Origin of the sequence: Rhodohalobacter barkolensis, from assembly GCF_002834295.1 — a bacterium.
In the GTDB taxonomy this organism is placed as follows: Bacteria; Bacteroidota; Rhodothermia; order Balneolales; family Balneolaceae; genus Rhodohalobacter; species Rhodohalobacter barkolensis.
Genome location: NZ_PISP01000001.1, coordinates 1,020,638 through 1,037,706, shown reverse-complemented (window position 1 = coordinate 1,037,706; position 17,069 = coordinate 1,020,638). Strand labels below are relative to the sequence as shown.

At 44.0% G+C, this 17,069-nt stretch carries 15 protein-coding genes; 14 read left to right on the top strand and 1 reads right to left on the bottom strand.

Annotation, left to right across the window (positions count from 1 at the left end; translation table 11 throughout):
- Window positions 1–53 precede the first annotated feature (53 nt).
- The 14 genes from CWD77_RS04310 (at window position 54) to CWD77_RS04250 (ending at window position 16,241) form a co-directional block, all read left to right on the top strand.
- Entirely contained in the window at window positions 54–638 is a 585-nt protein-coding gene (locus tag CWD77_RS04310) for a 4'-phosphopantetheinyl transferase family protein (RefSeq protein WP_165779070.1), read from the top strand.
- Between the two features lie 26 nt (window positions 639–664).
- Window positions 665–1,435, top strand: a complete 771-nt coding sequence (amrB, locus tag CWD77_RS04305; RefSeq protein ID WP_101071983.1) for an AmmeMemoRadiSam system protein B — start codon at window positions 665–667, stop codon at window positions 1,433–1,435.
- Window positions 1,435–2,298, top strand: a complete 864-nt coding sequence (locus tag CWD77_RS04300; RefSeq protein ID WP_101071982.1) for a Rossmann-like and DUF2520 domain-containing protein — start codon at window positions 1,435–1,437, stop codon at window positions 2,296–2,298. Before amrB ends, CWD77_RS04300 begins: the two co-directional genes overlap by 1 nt.
- 281 nt (window positions 2,299–2,579) lie before the next feature.
- On the top strand, window positions 2,580–2,930 hold the full coding sequence (locus tag CWD77_RS04295) for an MGMT family protein (protein ID WP_101071981.1): 351 nt from the start codon (window positions 2,580–2,582) through the stop codon (window positions 2,928–2,930).
- 81 nt (window positions 2,931–3,011) lie between these two features.
- Window positions 3,012–3,401, top strand: coding sequence for a 6-pyruvoyl trahydropterin synthase family protein (locus CWD77_RS04290; RefSeq protein ID WP_101072935.1), 390 nt, complete (start codon window positions 3,012–3,014; stop codon window positions 3,399–3,401).
- Window positions 3,394–4,047 (top strand): 7-carboxy-7-deazaguanine synthase QueE, encoded by a 654-nt coding sequence (locus tag CWD77_RS04285; protein WP_101071980.1) that lies wholly within the window; start codon window positions 3,394–3,396, stop codon window positions 4,045–4,047. Before CWD77_RS04290 ends, CWD77_RS04285 begins: the two co-directional genes overlap by 8 nt.
- Window positions 4,048–4,134: 87 nt before the next feature.
- Window positions 4,135–4,854, top strand: coding sequence for an SDR family NAD(P)-dependent oxidoreductase (locus CWD77_RS04280; protein WP_101071979.1), 720 nt, complete (start codon window positions 4,135–4,137; stop codon window positions 4,852–4,854).
- A gap of 1,073 nt (window positions 4,855–5,927) precedes the next feature.
- Window positions 5,928–9,509: a vitamin B12-dependent ribonucleotide reductase gene (locus CWD77_RS04275; RefSeq protein WP_101071978.1), complete on the top strand. Its 3,582-nt coding sequence runs from the start codon at window positions 5,928–5,930 to the stop codon at window positions 9,507–9,509.
- Window positions 9,510–10,010: 501 nt separating this feature from the next.
- Window positions 10,011–11,573, top strand: coding sequence for an ORC-CDC6 family AAA ATPase (locus CWD77_RS04270; protein WP_101071977.1), 1,563 nt, complete (start codon window positions 10,011–10,013; stop codon window positions 11,571–11,573).
- A gap of 140 nt (window positions 11,574–11,713) precedes the next feature.
- The gene (locus CWD77_RS04265) at window positions 11,714–12,433 is read left to right on the top strand and encodes a hypothetical protein (RefSeq protein WP_101071976.1); all 720 of its coding nucleotides are present in this window, start codon (window positions 11,714–11,716) and stop codon (window positions 12,431–12,433) included.
- 205 nt (window positions 12,434–12,638) lie between these two features.
- Window positions 12,639–12,851: a hypothetical protein gene (locus CWD77_RS15465; protein ID WP_133120176.1), complete on the top strand. Its 213-nt coding sequence runs from the start codon at window positions 12,639–12,641 to the stop codon at window positions 12,849–12,851.
- Window positions 12,845–13,105 carry a GIY-YIG nuclease family protein gene (locus CWD77_RS04260; RefSeq protein WP_338063802.1) on the top strand — a complete coding sequence of 87 codons (261 nt, stop codon included), beginning with the start codon at window positions 12,845–12,847 and terminating at the stop codon, window positions 13,103–13,105. Before CWD77_RS15465 ends, CWD77_RS04260 begins: the two co-directional genes overlap by 7 nt.
- A 145-nt stretch (window positions 13,106–13,250) precedes the next feature.
- Window positions 13,251–14,228, top strand: coding sequence for an NAD(P)-dependent alcohol dehydrogenase (locus CWD77_RS04255; RefSeq protein WP_101071974.1), 978 nt, complete (start codon window positions 13,251–13,253; stop codon window positions 14,226–14,228).
- Window positions 14,229–15,617: 1,389 nt separating this feature from the next.
- Window positions 15,618–16,241, top strand: a complete 624-nt coding sequence (locus CWD77_RS04250; RefSeq protein WP_101071973.1) for a DUF2911 domain-containing protein — start codon at window positions 15,618–15,620, stop codon at window positions 16,239–16,241.
- Between the two features lie 154 nt (window positions 16,242–16,395).
- On the opposite strand, the gene CWD77_RS04245 is transcribed toward CWD77_RS04250, so the two are convergent.
- Window positions 16,396–16,842, bottom strand: a complete 447-nt coding sequence (locus tag CWD77_RS04245) for a hypothetical protein (RefSeq protein WP_101071972.1) — start codon at window positions 16,840–16,842, stop codon at window positions 16,396–16,398.
- Between the last annotated feature and the right edge of the window lie 227 nt (window positions 16,843–17,069).

Sequence of the window (17,069 nt, the reverse complement as noted above, 5' to 3'; positions counted from 1 at the left end):
GTGATCCTTTGAATCATTTAGATTCTCTCTTAATGACCGTAAAAGAGAAAATATTGCCGGAATTAATAGAGCACCCATCTATACCTGACGAAGTCATTGTGGCTTACGAACCGTTAACGATTGAAACCACAGGAGGAGACCGGGACACATCAGAGAGTATAACCGGAACCCTTTTGCTGAAACGGATGGCCGATCGATATCTGGACGGAAAAACAATCGACGTATTTACCAAGAAGTATGAAAAGCCTCAGGCTTTTATTGATGGGGAGGAGGTGTCTGTTAGTTTTTCACACACCGATGACGCCATTGTAGCCGCTATTTCCACTTCCTTGAATGTAGGTGTGGATATGGAGGCAAAAAGCCGGGAAGTGCACGAGAGACTGGCTTCCCGAATGAAATCAAAAGATGAGAAAAGTACGCTTTATGAAGGCAACTCGTTAATACGAGTGTGGACGTTTAAAGAGGCCGCGCTGAAAATGATCGGCACTGGACTTAGAAAGCCGATGAATCACGTAACCGTTTCCATTGAAAATGAGCATCACTTTAATGCAGAATTTGATGATGGAAACAGAGCAAAAATTTGTAGCTTTATCCATCAAGACCATTGGATATCCATTTGCTATAAATTACTACCATAACACTTCCCAAAAGAATCACTAATTCTATGGACATCACATCCCTAAACCGTGACCAGATCACAGAAGGTTTGGAAAGAGCCAAATCTGAGCAGACTGAAAAGTCGGAAACCGTTCGAATTCTCTTTTCACCGCGAATTATAGATCAGAGCAATATCGACGAAGTTTTTAAAATTTACTCACACATTGAAAAGGACGATTTCGACACCGTTGTAATCGTCGAATCTCATCCCGGCAGTGCCGAGAAGAAACTTCCAATGCCATCCTTTAAAACCGTTCAAACGTCGCTCGGTGAAGTACCGGCCAATGATAAACTGCGCAATGACTTCTGCGATGAAGATGATGATTTCTTTATCGATGATGAAGCCTTTGATGAGGAGCTGAGCCTGTACGATCAACTGATGCTGCTGCAGTGTTCGCTGGACGATTTTACTGTACTGAGCATTCAGATTACGGATGAAAACTCATTCATTATCAAAGAGCTGGCGTATGCACTGGAAGAGATTCTGGCTTCAAAAAATGCCCTCATCGTTTTCTGTTGTGATATGGAGAACAAAAACCGCAATGAACTCAGGAATGTTCTCTCTTTCTACAATGAAGGGAATATGACCGGTTTGATGAACTATGTGAATACCGGTGATTCAAAAATTGAGGGAATCGGAGCATTTGTTGCCGGACTGATTGTGGCCAAAAAATGGGGACTAAAACTCACGTTTAGCTCCATGGAAGATTCCACATCAGACCATACCAATCTTCTTTCCGGTTATGCAGAGATGCAGCGGCAAGCGATCTTCAAGTAATGAAAATGAGACCCGCCATTACCGTAATCGGCAGCGGAGCAGTAGGTTCCGCCTGGATTGATTATTTTAGAAAGGCGGGTTTCCCGATCGCTTCTGTCTGGAATAGCTCATCGGGTGTGGTTTATGGTTCAGATTCTGAGCATCAGGATGAACGAAATCATTCACTTCCTGCGGGCGAGTCAGACATTGGCGACTTGATTTTGATTACCACTCCGGACTCCATTATCCGGTCGGTTGCTGAAAATCTCTCAACATCGGACATTGACTGGAGCGATAAACGAGTTGTCCACTGTTCCGGAAGCCACCCCGCCTCAGTTTTACTTCCGCTTTCCCAAAAGGGTGCTGCAACCGCTTCAATGCACCCGATTCAAACATTCAAGAAAAGCGACGACTCGGGAAGGCTGAAAAATATCTATATCAGTCTGCAGGGAGATGGCTCATTCGTTCAACAACTGAAAGGGATTGTGGAGGATTTGAATTCAAATCCGCTTATCCTGGATGAACATCAGAAGAAAGCCGTTCATATTTCTGCGGTCTTTGCATCCAACTATCTTGTGGCGCTGTTGAACACTTCAGACGTCATATTGAAAGAAAACGGAGTAGAGGAAGGAGTGAACATTCTTGAACCGCTGATTCGCCAGACTCTGAAGAATATCTTGGAAAGAGGTACTGAGTTTTCACTTACAGGACCGATTTCCCGTGGGGATACCACTACTGTTCAAGACCACCTGGAAAATCTCGCGGCTGATGAAGAGAAAGAAAATTTATACAAGGCACTGGGCCGTGTTTGTCTGGGCATTGTAAAGAGGCAGGATTCCCTGACTGAAGAGCAACTTTCAGAGCTTCAAAGAATTTTAGAGTAGAGTGGCGATGATGTCATCCTATATGATTACGTCATCCTGACCCCGAGAATTCGGGGGAAGGATCTCCTAATCATTTAGCTGAACTCAAGGAGATTCTTCGACAGGCTCAGAAAGACGTGTTATCCAAGGGATTCTTCGTTTCACTCAGAATGACAATGTGGTCATCCTGAACGGCAGTGAAGGATCTCCTAATCATGAGGCTGAACTCCGGGAGATTCTTCGACAGGCTTAGAATGACAATGTAATCAGAATGACAGAATTGGTACCAACCCCCAAATCACATGGCTAAAAACGATTTTAATGAAAAGGTCTACAAAGTGGTGGATCATATACCGGCTGGCCGGGTGACGAGCTATGGTGCAATTGCCGGATTTATTGGTGTAAAATCGGGAGCGCGAATGGTCGGTTATGCCCTCAATCAGCTGGCTGATCAACCAACGGAGGCTGCCGTGCCGGCTCACCGGGTAGTCAATCGGCTGGGGCAACTTACAGGCAGGGCTTATTTTGGCGGGGATGCGATGAGGGAGAGACTGGAACAGGAGGGAGTTACGTTTAGTGAAGATTACACCGTTGATATGGAGAAACACTTTTGGGATCCATCCATCGAGTTGAATCCTGAAATTCTGAAATGATGATGCTACACTCTGAATTGGGTAAAAAAATCCTTAATTTTGAAAGCTTAGTTAAAATAAGAATTGCTTGAAACCGGTAAAATGCCAACCTGGACATTACATACAGAATTTAAATTTGATGCCGCCCACTTTATTGATGGATATGATGGGAAATGCGGACGCATGCACGGGCATACCTATAAGGTTCATATCTCAGCGAAATCACATGAGCTGAATCCATCAAAATATCTTAAATCTGCAGACATGGTTTGTGATTTCAAGGAGCTGAAATGGGCTGCCTCAGACAGTAAAAAGGGTGGATTCGACCACTCTGTACTCAATGAGGAGATTCCGGTAGCGACCACAGCTGAGCGAATTGCAGAGTATATCCACAAAGAGACCGTAAAAAGAATTCCCGGTAATATTGAGTTGAAAGTCACCGTTTGGGAGACAGACACAAGCTGGGTTGAATACACCGATCAAGATGTTTAAGAAAGAAAAAGCCGCAAAAATAAATTTAGAGGATACCAACGAACTGGATCTGTTTGAATATCCCCTGATGGAGGATTTCTACACCATTCAGGGCGAAGGATCGCATACCGGCCGTCCGGCCTATTTTATCCGAACAGCAGGGTGTGATGTAAACTGCTGGTGGTGTGACGTGAAAGATAGCTGGGACGAAGAGAAGCACCCGAGGGTCAAAACCGAAGAGATCGTAAAGAGAGCGGTGGAGAGCGGTGCTGAATTTGCCGTAATTACCGGTGGTGAACCTCTGCTGCACAATCTGGAGCCTCTTACCATAAGATTGAAACAAGCCGGACTGCAGACCCATATTGAAACCAGCGGATCGTCTCCGCTTACGGGTCAGCTGGATTGGATTACACTGTCGCCCAAGCGGTTCAAAAAACCTCTGGATGAAGTTTTTCCCTATGTGGATGAGCTGAAGGTTGTGGTTCTGACCAATAAAGATCTCGCTTGGGCCGAAGAGAATGCGAAAAAATGTCCATCAAATACCCAGTTATTGCTTCAGCCGGAATGGGATACCCCAAAATCGATTCCACTGATTGTGGAGTATGTGAAAAAAAATCCACAATGGGGAATTAGTTTGCAGACACATAAGTTTATCAACGTACCATAAACCCGTTGATCTGTTTGTCGCTAAATTTTTGTTCAAACAGTCAGTGTTTGCTGAACGGCTAATCTACAGAAAAAAGACTCTCTTTTAATGACCTATCAAGAATCCTCCATTCTCATAACCGGTGCCAGTCAGGGAATAGGAAGAAGTATATCGATCGCGTTTGCTGCGGCAACCGATCGCCCTTTATTGTTGCTGGCACGAAATCTGGAAAATCTAAACGAGACAAAACAACTTTGCGAACAGGCCGGTGCAAAACAGGTAGCCGTACTGGCTTGTGATGCAACCGATGAAGAGGCTATGAAAAGTCTTGAGCTTCCTGATGGAATTGCCCACCCGGGAACGCTCATCAACAATGCCGGAAGTTTTCTCTACAAGGCGGTTACGGATACAACCAATAGTGAATTTCAGAATCAGATTGATATTAATCTGTTTACAGCGGTGAATACGGTCAATCGGTTTCTTCCAACCCTCAGAGAGATGGATCGATCGCTGATCATTAACATCTGTTCTGTGGGATCCCTGAGAGGATTAGCTGATAGCGGTGCTTACGCTTCGGCCAAACACGCCCTTTTAGGTTATACACGGTCATTACGTGATGAATTGCAGATTACAAATGTAGGAGTAACGGCCATTAATCTGGGTCAGACTCACTCCACTTCATGGGATGAATCGAGTATGAGTCCCGAGAGGCTGATCAATCCTACCGACGTGGCAAAAATTCTGGTAACACTGGCGTCACTATCGCCCCGATCACTGGTAGAGGAGATTATTATTCAGCCTCAACATGGCCGCGTTGAACCCATGTAGAGGATCTTGAAATTTTATTCGGAAAAAATGAAAAAGTCCGGAACATAATGGGCCGGTCACTGTATGATTTAATTGTAATATCTACCCTGGTATTACATGAGTACCCCGAATAATAAGCCAACGTAGAAGAGAGTCCTGGTTGATAGCCCGGGCTCTCCTTTTTTTTCTATGCTATTCTAAAGTCCACTGCCCACCGCCACCGGTTTCCCACGCTTCAACATAATATCAGGGGGATTCTTCGCAGGCCTGCCCTCCGAAACCTCGGTACAGGCGGGCTCAGAATGACGTGTGATCAAAAAGATTCTTCGTTACACTCAGAATGACGGTAGGGGCTCGGAACGAGGAGTGGGGCCGTCTATCCCTAAGTATTTCTACTGATATATCACTTCAATTCAATCCGGATTGATCTGTTGCCGATCCACCTGAGGTTCCATGCTTTTCACAAAAAAATAAAAGCACGACCCTGGATCATCAACTGATCTATGTGGGTTTTGTAGTGCGATTTAGGATTAAAAGTATATGAAAAAGTATTTTAAATAATATGCAAAAACGATTAAAACAAAAATATTATTAAACTAAAAAAATACATAGAAAAGGGATCGGAAATGAGAAGTGAACTGAAACCCTCGAATTGTAAAAGGCAGACTTCGGCTGTGGGATTTTTTGACTTAACACCGTAAATGTGGATAACTCGGGGTTTTTGTGGATAACTAGAAAATTCTGCATAAGAACCTTTAAAAAGCGATATTTATCCACAGAATTGTGTTGATATCTCATATGGGCAGATTCAACGTGTTCCAATCCGCGTTATAAAGACATGTGGGGCGTAAAGCAGGTTTACAATTCTATGTTCAGGATTTCTGTCAATTTTTCTAATGTGGATAACTTGCCCGATTTGTGGAAAAGTAATTGAATTTTTTCTTGCTGTGATACCTCCTCTCGGATATATTACCAAGCACAATATTTAGCAACTGCCGGTTGAAGAGAACAACCAAAATGTCATCTCACGAGAAGTACGGGTAGTAAGGAATTAGTAATCATATACGTTAAGAACAAGATAAGGAGTAACACCTATGCAATTTAGCCGACTATATACGAAAGCAGACTGGAAGACCCCGTTTGATTCCATCAAATTTGAAAAGAGAAAGTCTGAAATTAAGAATCCGGATGGATCTGTCATCTTCAAGATGGAAAATGTTGTTGTCCCCAAAACATGGTCGCAGGTTTCCACCGACATCATCGCTCAGAAATATTTTCGTAAAGCCGGCGTCCCTGCAAAACTGAAGAAGATAGAGGAGAAGGGTGTGCCGGAATGGCTGCAGCGTTCGGAGCCTGATGAGAAAGCTCTCAAAAAGATGGATGAAGAGGAGAGATACTCTCATGAGATCGATAGCCGCCAGGTGTTTCACCGATTGGCAGGTTGCTGGACCTATTGGGGATGGAAGCATGACTACTTCGATTCTGAAGATCAGGCAAAGTCTTTCTATGATGAACTCTGTTACATGCTGGCCAACCAAATGGCTGCCCCCAACAGTCCGCAGTGGTTCAATACCGGATTGCATTGGGCGTACGGAATTAACGGTCCGGCACAGGGTCACTACTATGTAGATGGCAAGACCGGCAAACTGACGAAATCGAAAGACGCCTATACACATCCGCAGCCGCATGCCTGCTTTATTCAAAGCGTGGATGACGATCTTGTGAACGAAGGCGGAATCATGGACCTGTGGGTTCGTGAAGCAAGACTATTTAAATATGGCTCCGGAACCGGATCTAATTTCTCAGCTCTTCGCGGTTCAGGTGAGCCGTTGAGCGGCGGAGGAAAGTCCTCCGGTTTGATGAGTTTTCTGAAAATCGGTGACCGTGCAGCAGGTGCCATCAAATCGGGTGGAACAACCCGGCGCGCTGCCAAGATGGTGACGCTCGATCTGGATCACCCCGATATTGAAGAATATATCAACTGGAAGGTTCGCGAGGAGCAAAAAGTGGCTTCCATCGTAACCGGTTCAAAAATTTCTGAGAAGTACCTGAAACGAATTATCAGTCTCTGCCATAAGCCGGTAGATATTGACGGTCAGTCCTACAACGGTGCTGTCAGCCGTGATCCTCTGAAAAACAAGGAGCTGGGGCGTACCATTAAAGAGGCGAAACAGCACCAGGTGCCGCTGAACTACATCGAGCGTGTGATTCAGCTTGCCGCACAGGGATTCACCGATATTGAATTTGATACCTACGACACCGACTGGAATTCAGAAGCGTACATGACGGTGAGCGGGCAAAACTCCAACAACTCCGTTCGTGTGCCCAACAGTTTTATGAAAGCTGTGGTGGACGACAAAGAGTGGAATCTTTACGGACGAGTAGAGAAGAAAAGAGCTCAGAAGGAGAACCGTGAGCCGGAGCCGATGAAGACTCTGAAAGCGCGAGAACTTTGGGATGATATTTCCTACGCGGCTTGGTCCTGCGCAGATCCCGGAACACAGTATCACGACACCATTAATGAGTGGCACACCTGTCCGGAAGACGGACCGATCAAGGCGAGTAATCCTTGCTCAGAGTATATGTTCCTCGACAACACCGCGTGTAACCTCGCATCCCTCAACCTAATGAAATTTTTCAAAGATGAGGATTGCAAGGAGTTTGATGTGGAGTCGATTCGTCACGCCACACGGCTCTGGACTACCGTTCTGGAGATTGCCGTTCTGATGGCACAGTTCCCATCCAAAGAGATTGCGGAATTGTCATACATCTTCCGAACACTCGGACTAGGCTATGCCAACCTGGGTGCTGCGCTGATGGTTCAGGGTGCTCCGTACGACAGTGAGCGCGGATGCGCCATTGCGGGTTCACTCACGGCCATCATGCATATGAAATCGTATGCAACCAGTGCGGAGCTGGCAAAAGAGCTCGGCACGTTTGAAGGATATGAGCGAAATAAAGAGCATATGCAGCGTGTACTGCGCAACCACAGAAGGGCGGCCTACAACGTGGCTCCCGAGGAGTATGAAGAATTGACCATCAGGCCGAAAGGAATTGATGCTAATCAGTGTCCCGAATATCTGCTGAAAGCGGCCCGTGAGGATGCCGATCAGGCGGTGAAATTGGGCGAAGAGCACGGATTCAGAAATGCACAGGTAACTGTGATTGCACCGACCGGTACCATCGGTCTGGTAATGGACTGTGATACCACGGGAATTGAGCCGGACTTTGCGCTTGTGAAATTCAAAAAACTGGCCGGCGGCGGATACTTTAAGATTATCAACCAGAGCGTGCCGCTTGCGCTGAAGAACCTGGGCTACAAGCCGAAGCAGATCGATGAGATTATCAATTACGCCAAAGGGTACGGAACCCTGGACGGCTGTCCACACATCAATCCGGAAACGCTGAAAGAGAAAGGATTTACCGACAAGCAGCTGGATGCCGTAAATGAGGCGCTGCCCGGAAGTTTTGACATTAAATTTGCCTTCAACCAGTGGACACTCGGCGAGGATTTCTGCAAGGATGTTCTCGGAATTACCGAAGAGCAGCTGTCTGATTTCAACTTTGACATGCTGCGGTTCCTCGGATTCAGCAAAGATCAGATTCAGGAAGCGAACGACTATGTTTGCGGAACTATGACGGTAGAGGGTGCCCCTCACCTGAAAGATGAACACCTGGCAGTTTTTGACTGCGCGAACAAGTGCGGCCGAACCGGTACACGTTACATCTCCGCGAAAGGACATATCAACATGATGGCAGCGGCTCAGCCGTTTATCTCCGGTGCGATCTCCAAGACGATCAACCTGCCGAATGAGGCAACCGTTGAGGATATCAAGGAGGCGTACATGCTTTCGTGGCAGCTGATGCTGAAAGCGAATGCGCTTTACCGGGATGGATCGAAACTGAGTCAGCCGCTCAACTCTATGAGTGATGTTCTGGAAGAGCTTGAGGATGAGGATGATGACGCAGCGAGTATGGCAGCACAGGATAATGTGATTAAAACCGCTGAGAAGATCATTCACAAGTATGTGGCCCGTCGTCAGCGACTGCCATTCAGACGAAGCGGATATACGCAGAAAGTGAAGATTGGCGGACAGAGCGTCTATGTGAGAACCGGTGAGTATGAGAACGGTCAGCTCGGTGAGATTTTCATCGACATGCACCGTGAGGGAGCAGCTTTCAGAAGCTTGATGAACTGCTTTGCGATCTCCATCTCGCTGGGTCTGCAGCACGGCGTTCCGCTCGAAGAGTTTGTGGATGCGTTTGTATTCACCAAGTTTGAGCCGAGCGGCATGGTAGCGGGAAGTCCTCATGTGAAGATGACGACCTCCGTGATCGACTATATTTTCCGGGAACTGGCTGTGACTTATCTTGAGCGGGATGATCTGGCTCATGTGTCTCCCGAGGAGATTATGACCAGAAAACTGCGCCCATCCGAAGAGGATGAACTAGAAGAGCAGGTAGCGAAAAAAGTGCATCAGAAGAAACATCCGGTTACCGAAACTGAAGGTGCAGCTAAGATAGAACTTGAAGACGAAGCAGAAAGCGACTACGATCGAGCTAAACAGCTTGGTTATACAGGCGACTCTTGCCCCGAGTGCGGGAGCATGACGATGATCCGTAATGGGACATGCCAGAAGTGCATAACGTGTGGATCAACGACCGGGTGCTCCTGATTTAGCAATCGATAGACTAGTCTTTTTCAGCCCGGCGGACGGAAAATCCGTCGGGTTGTTTTTTCTGACTCACCCCCGGCCCCTCTCTTTTCTCCGCCCCTGGCGGATCAGAAAGAGGGGAGGGTTTTGAATATGATTTTGACACTGAAGCCGTACTCCGATTGTTTTCGGAGAGAGAAGTTGAGAAGCTTGTGCCAGGTATTACAAAGTTCTCGACTCCAACCCGTGAAACATTGGGACGGAAGGCAACTGCCAACTGTCAATTGCCAACTGCTTCAATGCATCCGAACGGACGTTGAAATTATTTACACAGTACGATCATCCGATTGATAAAGAAGCAGACAAGAGTTTTTCCCACCGGATGATAATAGCACACAGCGGTAACCGAGAGAAGAAAGCAGCAAGAGGTAAGGCCGCGGTCTGGTAGAGTATCTGGCAAAAGAAGCCTTTTGAGAAGTGCCGATTAATACATTCAGGAATTCCTAATCAATATCTTCGAGTATGATACAAGACCAAAAAATCACACTTGCAGTGTCAAGAATCTTGCAGCGATCTGAACGACATGTAGATATAGACAAACTTGTAGAAACTTTCGTAGATATTGGAATATTTCCTCAATTAATTAACAGAAATAACCAAATTCTATATGGTCGAAGAGGTACTGGAAAAACTCACGTTTTAAAAGTACTTCAGACTGAAATTTCCCCTGACAACAAGATCGTTTCATTATATTTGGATTGTCGCACTCTTGGAAGTACTTCTCAATTTTCAGATACTTCTTTGCCTTTGAAAAAAAGATGTTTAGCATTGTTTAGAGATATTTTAACTCCTATATACAATACGCTTCTCGAACATATAGTAGAGTATCCCAACGAAAATGCTGAAAAAGCTATAGTCGCTTTGGATGAACTATTAGATACAATAACTCAACCAATTAAAAGCTATAAACAAGATTCTGAAGTAAAAAGAATTGAAAAAGAAGTTGGTAAATCAAAAACAGGTGGATTAAATATAACAAGCACATCACCTGATTTATCGCTCAATTATTCTGACAAAGAATCTTCAACACAGGCTACAGAGCAAACTTTTAGGGTAAATGAAGAAGATAAAATAATTTTTCCTTCCCTACATAAATCATTATCAGAGACCTTAGAGCTTGCTGATGTTGAGCTATATTTATTGATTGACGAATGGTCTTCTATTCCTGAAGATATCCAGCCGTATCTGGCAGAGTTCTTGAAGCGCGGTGTTTTACCAGTAAATCGTGCAGTTTTAAAGATTGCGAGTCTTGAGTATAGATCAAAGTTTAAAATTCCGAATAAAACTCCAATTTTCGGATTTGAATTGGGTGCAGATATTTCAACCGCTCCAGATTTAGACGATTATTACGTATTTGATCGAAATCCTGAACAAATTACAGACTTGTTTAGTGAAATCTTACTTAAACATTTAAATGTAGATTTACCAGTAGATTATTTAAAGAATAAATATGGAATCAGCAGCGGTAAAGATTTAGCTTCAAAATTATTTACGCAGCGTGATACACTAAAAGAACTATCACGGGCAGCTGAAGGAGTAGTTAGAGATCTTATAAATATTTTTACTAATGCTTTTTTTGATGCAAGGAAAAGAGGGCGAGATACAATTGATTTAAAAGCAATTCTTGAAGCGAGCAGGCAGTGGTTTGAGCAAGACAAAGCACAAGATTTAGACGATGAAATGCATGAAGTCCTTCGACGTATTGTTGAAGATGTCATAGGCGAAAAAAAAGCCAGATCATTTCTACTTCCTCGTTCCTTAATAAAACATGATACAATTCAAAAATTGTTCGATGCCAGAGTATTGCATCATATGCAAAGAGGCTATGCTGATAAAGATAATCCGGGTGTTAGGTATGATATATATAGCTTAGACTATGGTACATACGTAGATTTGATTGGAACATCTAAAGAACCACAAATAGAATTATTTGTAGAAGATAATGGCGCGGATATTGTAGTGCCATTTGATGACAAAAGAAGTATTCGAAGAATTATACTTGGAGAAGAAATTTTAGAACAATGATCGATATAAAAAAGATGCATCAACTAGGTACGCTGAGGTCTCGTTTCCAGTGGTATCTCGTTTTGAAAATTTCATCAATTATTAACTCATAATCTCCGCGCCCGTTTTGCGCTGGGTCGTTAGCACAAATAAAATCATTTATGATACCTCAGCTATTTATTAACCACACTTCAAATGTGTTAGGAGAAACTCATGAGGGTTTATCAGGAGCAAAGATTGTAGAGTACTGTTCAGCATATGCTATAGATTTTGATGTTGATATTCCTCATCCTACCTATCCATTTTCTACTGATCTGCCAAATAAGAGGACTGCTCTACGTGAAAATCTAAGTGCTTTTTCACCTGAACAACAGTATATAATTATCAAAAATCTTTGCGATTTACCACAGTTCTCAGAAAATAAATCTGTCAAGGATTTGAAAATCAAGCTAATTACGAGATATGATGAACTTGATGAAACTGGAGAAAAAATTAGTGAACCTCTTATTGAGTCAACAAAACATTGGTTGTCTGATTACCCTGAATCCCTAAAACTTTTTGATGAGGCTCTGACTAAATTTAATGCGGATATGTTTCAAAGAAATACTTTAGACGACCTAAGACTTTCACTCGAAGTTTTACTTAAAAATTTATTGGGCAATGATAAGTCTTTGGAAAATCAATTAGGTCCTGTAGGCACTTATGTAAAAGAAAATGGTGGGTCCAAAGAATTAGTTAATATGTTTGTAAAGCTATTGGATTACTTTTCTAAATATCATAATACCTTTATAAAACACAATGATTCAGTTGTTGAAGCTGAGGTAGAAATCATGTTTGAAATGACTAGCTCTTTCATGAAGTTTTTAATCAGAATTGGTTAAAAATTATACTATCAATCATTCCAAGGTGTACGCAGGATGGGTTTGCACTTAAGTTTGTGGACAATAAAAATAGACAGTTGCTTCTATTAAATACGAGAACCTGCGCCGCTAAACGCTGGGCCGTCATGGTCCTGAATACAATCCCATAACGCATTTAGACCATCTCGGTTTACATCCATCATCCGATAAAACAAACGTATTCATCATGAAAAGCGATACAGAAAATGATAATATTGAATGGATCGTTTTTGGTTGCTTATTTGCCTCTATTGGTGCGCTCTCAATAATTCCTCCATTACAGGATATCATGTCATCTTTTTTTGATCCTGATACGAGCGTCTTCGTCTCTTTGATCTTTGCCTTAATGGGTGTAGCATGCTTTATTACTTATTTTTTCAGAAATAACTCAATATCCTAATAACCATTCGTACATCCTGGTTTACATACATCATCCGGTGCACGAACGGCAGTCTCTATACCGGGAGTACAAATCATATGATCAGACGCTGGCATCAGCATCGGCAGGGGACCGGAGCGAAATATTTGCGGGCTCACGATCCTGAAGAAGTCGTGTTTATAGAACAACATTTAGATCGTTCAGCAGCTTGTAAGAGGGAGTACGAGATTAAGCAGTTTTCCAGGCAAGAGAAGGAAGCGTTGATTGAGTGTTGAAGTCTGCGAAGTATGTGTTTGCAATATCAATGATCATATTTTTGTTGTCACTTTTAGCTGTTTATTAACTCATAATCCTTTCTACCTTTATGAACCAGTCCGCTATGTTAATGCTCTACCTCATAATCACCAACTAAAAAACCTCATGAAAGCCATACTCTTAAAAAAATACGGAATGCCAAATGATCTTGAGATCGGGGAGGTGACAAAACCGGTTCCGAGTGAGGGAGAAGTACTGGTAAAAATTCATGCGGCTTCCATCAATGACTGGGACTGGGGACTGGTCAGGGGCAAGCCATTTATCATTCGTCTGTTTTTCGGCCTGAGAAAGCCAAAGATAGAGATTCCCGGGGTAGACATCTCCGGTACCATCGAAGCGGTGGGCGATGGAGTGAGTTCCTTTACCGCCGGCGATGAGATCTACTGCGATCTGTCGGAGTGCGGACTGGGCGGATTTGCCGAATACGTTTGCGTTCCGGAAAAGATGTTGTCCAAAAAACCGTCCAATATCAGTCATAATGATGCCTCCGCCTTGCCGCATGCGGGAATTCTCGCGCTCCAGGGACTGGTGGAGAAGGGAAAGGTGAAAACCGGGCAAAGAGTCCTGATCAATGGAGCCGGAGGCGGTGTCGGGACCCTGGGTATTCAAATCCTGAAACCGTATGGGGTAGAGGTAACCGGCGTTGACAGCGGCGAAAAACTTGATCTGATGAAATCGCTGGGATTTGACAAGTTGATGGATTATAGAAAAGCGGACTTTACCGCTATCGGAGAAAAGTATGACCTGATCCTCGATACAAAATCAACCCGATCTCCATTTAAAGTTGCACGATCCCTCAAAAAAGATGGTAGATATGTCACAGTCGGGGGATCGATGGTCAGACTGCTGGAAATCGTACTGTTCGGTTGGCTCATATCACTTTTCACCGGTAAAAAGCTAAGCGTACTCACTCTGAAGGCAAATAAAGGATTAGACCAAATTTCTAAGCTTGTGGAACAGGGACAACTAAGTCCCGTTGTTGATGGACCCTACGAATTTGATAAAATCCCGGAGCTGATTCAATATTTCGGTGATGGAAGGCATTTGGGTAAGATTGTGGTTGAAATGGAGAAGGGTCTATGAAGTGGTAAGTAACGTGAGTTCGACATAAGAATCATGAAAATGATTCTCCCCTTCCCGAACGCTTTCGGGAAGGGGTTGGGGGAGGTAGCCTTGATGATTTGAGGCTTCAAACCTGATCCGATTTTGGTTTTAACAAACTCTGCCTTCCGATGCTTCAGCGGAGCTTCCTGCGATGGTTTATTGGCGGGTAGTGATTAGAACCGTGATGACCGGTACTGCTCGCTCCGGAGCAGTGGAGAGTTGAGCTCCCGGAAATTTTTACAAATGTCCTGCCTCTCAGAGGCAGGAGGGATACAAACGGTGATCCGGCAATAAATTACCGGCCAACCGACACAACATGTTCTGGTTGGTAAACTCGAATATGTAACCTCTGAAGAGGTTCTCAGATTGACGAATCACCGATGGACGAACTGTGAACTACGATCTGAGTCTGTAATTTTAAAATGCGCTGATGTCCAAACCTCGTAGAGGTGGAATACAATTAGCCCCCGGTTTCAACCGGGGGTTGTTATTTGCAACCAACTCCTCGCCGAATAGAGAGAGTGGTTTGGAGTGTGAAATAGTATAGAGGCGGTACTACTGGGATCTCATTTCAAACAGTATCCTCTGTCACTTTTGTCTTGATACAAAAGGGACGTAAAAAATCAAGGCTGAGAAAAATCATCGGCGTTCACAGCCATGAGACAGAAAAAATCAAGGCCTGTGAATTTTGACTTTCTACAACTAAACCTGCAAGAGGCTGGTGAGTTTTTCTTTTCGTCTCCTGACTATTCTCTTTTTCCGCTGATTTCTCTAGGACAATACTTCTATTTTAACCCCCTTAATCTTCTTCTTACTCGGTAACGATCATAGATTAATTGACGAATGATCGATGGAACGAACTGTGAACTACGATTTTTCTCCCAAACATGGTACTTCTGTATTTCTTTGTTCCAAGATATGCTTTTCAATAATTTTGGTCTGTATTTCTTCCATCCAACATCCGTAGAAATACCATGTTTTCCAATCCTTCAGCGATGACCGATAGTAGCCTTAGGAGTCAGTCTTGGTTATACGGTTTAACTCAACCCCATCGGGGGTGGCCAGATTTTAGCCCCCGGTTTTAACCGGGGGTAAGAAAATGGCAACCCATTTCCTCGCCGAACAGAGGGAGTGGTTTGAGAGTAATGAGCAGGGTAGAGGCGATAGGTACCAACATTTGTTTAATCCAATCACTACTGTGATCTCGACTTCATCCCGGCACTATAATAGATGTCATCCCACAAAATCATGGCCGACGGAGTCTTCTTTTTATATGCATAGATGATTCTTCTGTGAACTATCACTTTGTTTTCTACGAAAGATTTAAAACATTGAGATAATTGTAATCATAAAAATGAGGGAATAACCATGAAAAATGTATGGATTTTACTAATTGCACTGCTTTTCGCGGGATGCAGTTCAGGCTCAGATCAAACAGAAACCGCAGCTGAGTCGGAAACATCAACAGAGATAGAATTGTCTGAGCAGGAAACGGATACAGAAAGTGATAGTGAAAATGAATCGGGCGAGGAGGAAGAGGTATTAAGTCCGGAACGGGAAGTTTCCGGAGAGATTGGCGGTTCCCAAATCTTGATCGAATACAGCGCTCCTTCGGTCAGAGAGCGAATCATTTGGGATGATCTGGTTCCCTATGGAGAAATCTGGGTCAGCGGTGCACACATGGCCACATCGGTGGAGTTTGAAGATGATATGCTCGTGAACGGAGAACCGGTTCCGGCTGGGAAATATGCCTTTTTTACCATTCCGGGTGAAGAGAACTGGATGGTGATCATAAATGAACACTGGGATCAGCATCAGGCGGGCGATTATGATGAGGAACTGGATGTGGCTCGTTTTGACGTAGAGCCTATGGCAAACGATCATACCGAACAGCTTATCTACTCCGTGGTTTCGGAAGAGGATGACAGCGGTTTCATTGAACTGGCCTGGGAAGAGATTAAAATCCGGGTGCCGGTGAGTGTGGCTGATTAGATGAAATAATCCTCGTGGTACGTCTCTAAGTCGTGCCACGAGAAATTCAATCAATAGATAAAGAGAAGACACTCTACATATCTTTCGGCAGAGTCGTGGCCCATTGCGCACACCTGTCATAATTTCGCTTTCAAAAGATCCTTGAAATCAGTACTTAAACTTTTCGAACGGTGCCTCCGATAACGATAGCCGCGGAAATGATGAGCAGGTTTTTGATGATATATTGTCCCTCCATGGTGGGAGCGTAGGGGAAAGCACCGGACTGGAACGTTACCTCGGTGAGGATAAACAATGGCAGAAGAGTACCGGCCATCTGCATGGCGAGCAGTCCTATCGCAATTCGAAGTGTTGGTTTAAACAGAAAACAAATTCCGATTATGACTTCCCACCATCCAATAATAACAAGCCAGGTTTCCGCACTGAATATCGGCATCCAGTTAACGGTAGACAGAACGAGTCCCTCGGCCGGTGATAGCCCGATGGTTTTCAGGATCCCGAACCATATAAAAATTATTCCCATAGATAATCTGAGGGCAGGTAATCCAATCTTGTTCATTGATTCGGCAATGCGGCGATCCGTGGTATCAAAGAAGTCTTTCATTGCAAATGATTTTGTTGGCAGATAAAAGAAAGTAAAACTTCCACAGACTCAAGTCCGTTCTGATATTTGATACTTTTTTCAAATGTTTTTCATGGTATTCATCAGTGCTTAAGACTAGTGATCTCCATGTAAGGTTGCATGTGTCAGAGTGATTGGTACTGCTCCATCCGGAGCAGGGTGGATATGGGCTTTCAGACCTTTTTTACAAATGTGCTGCCTCGCTGAGG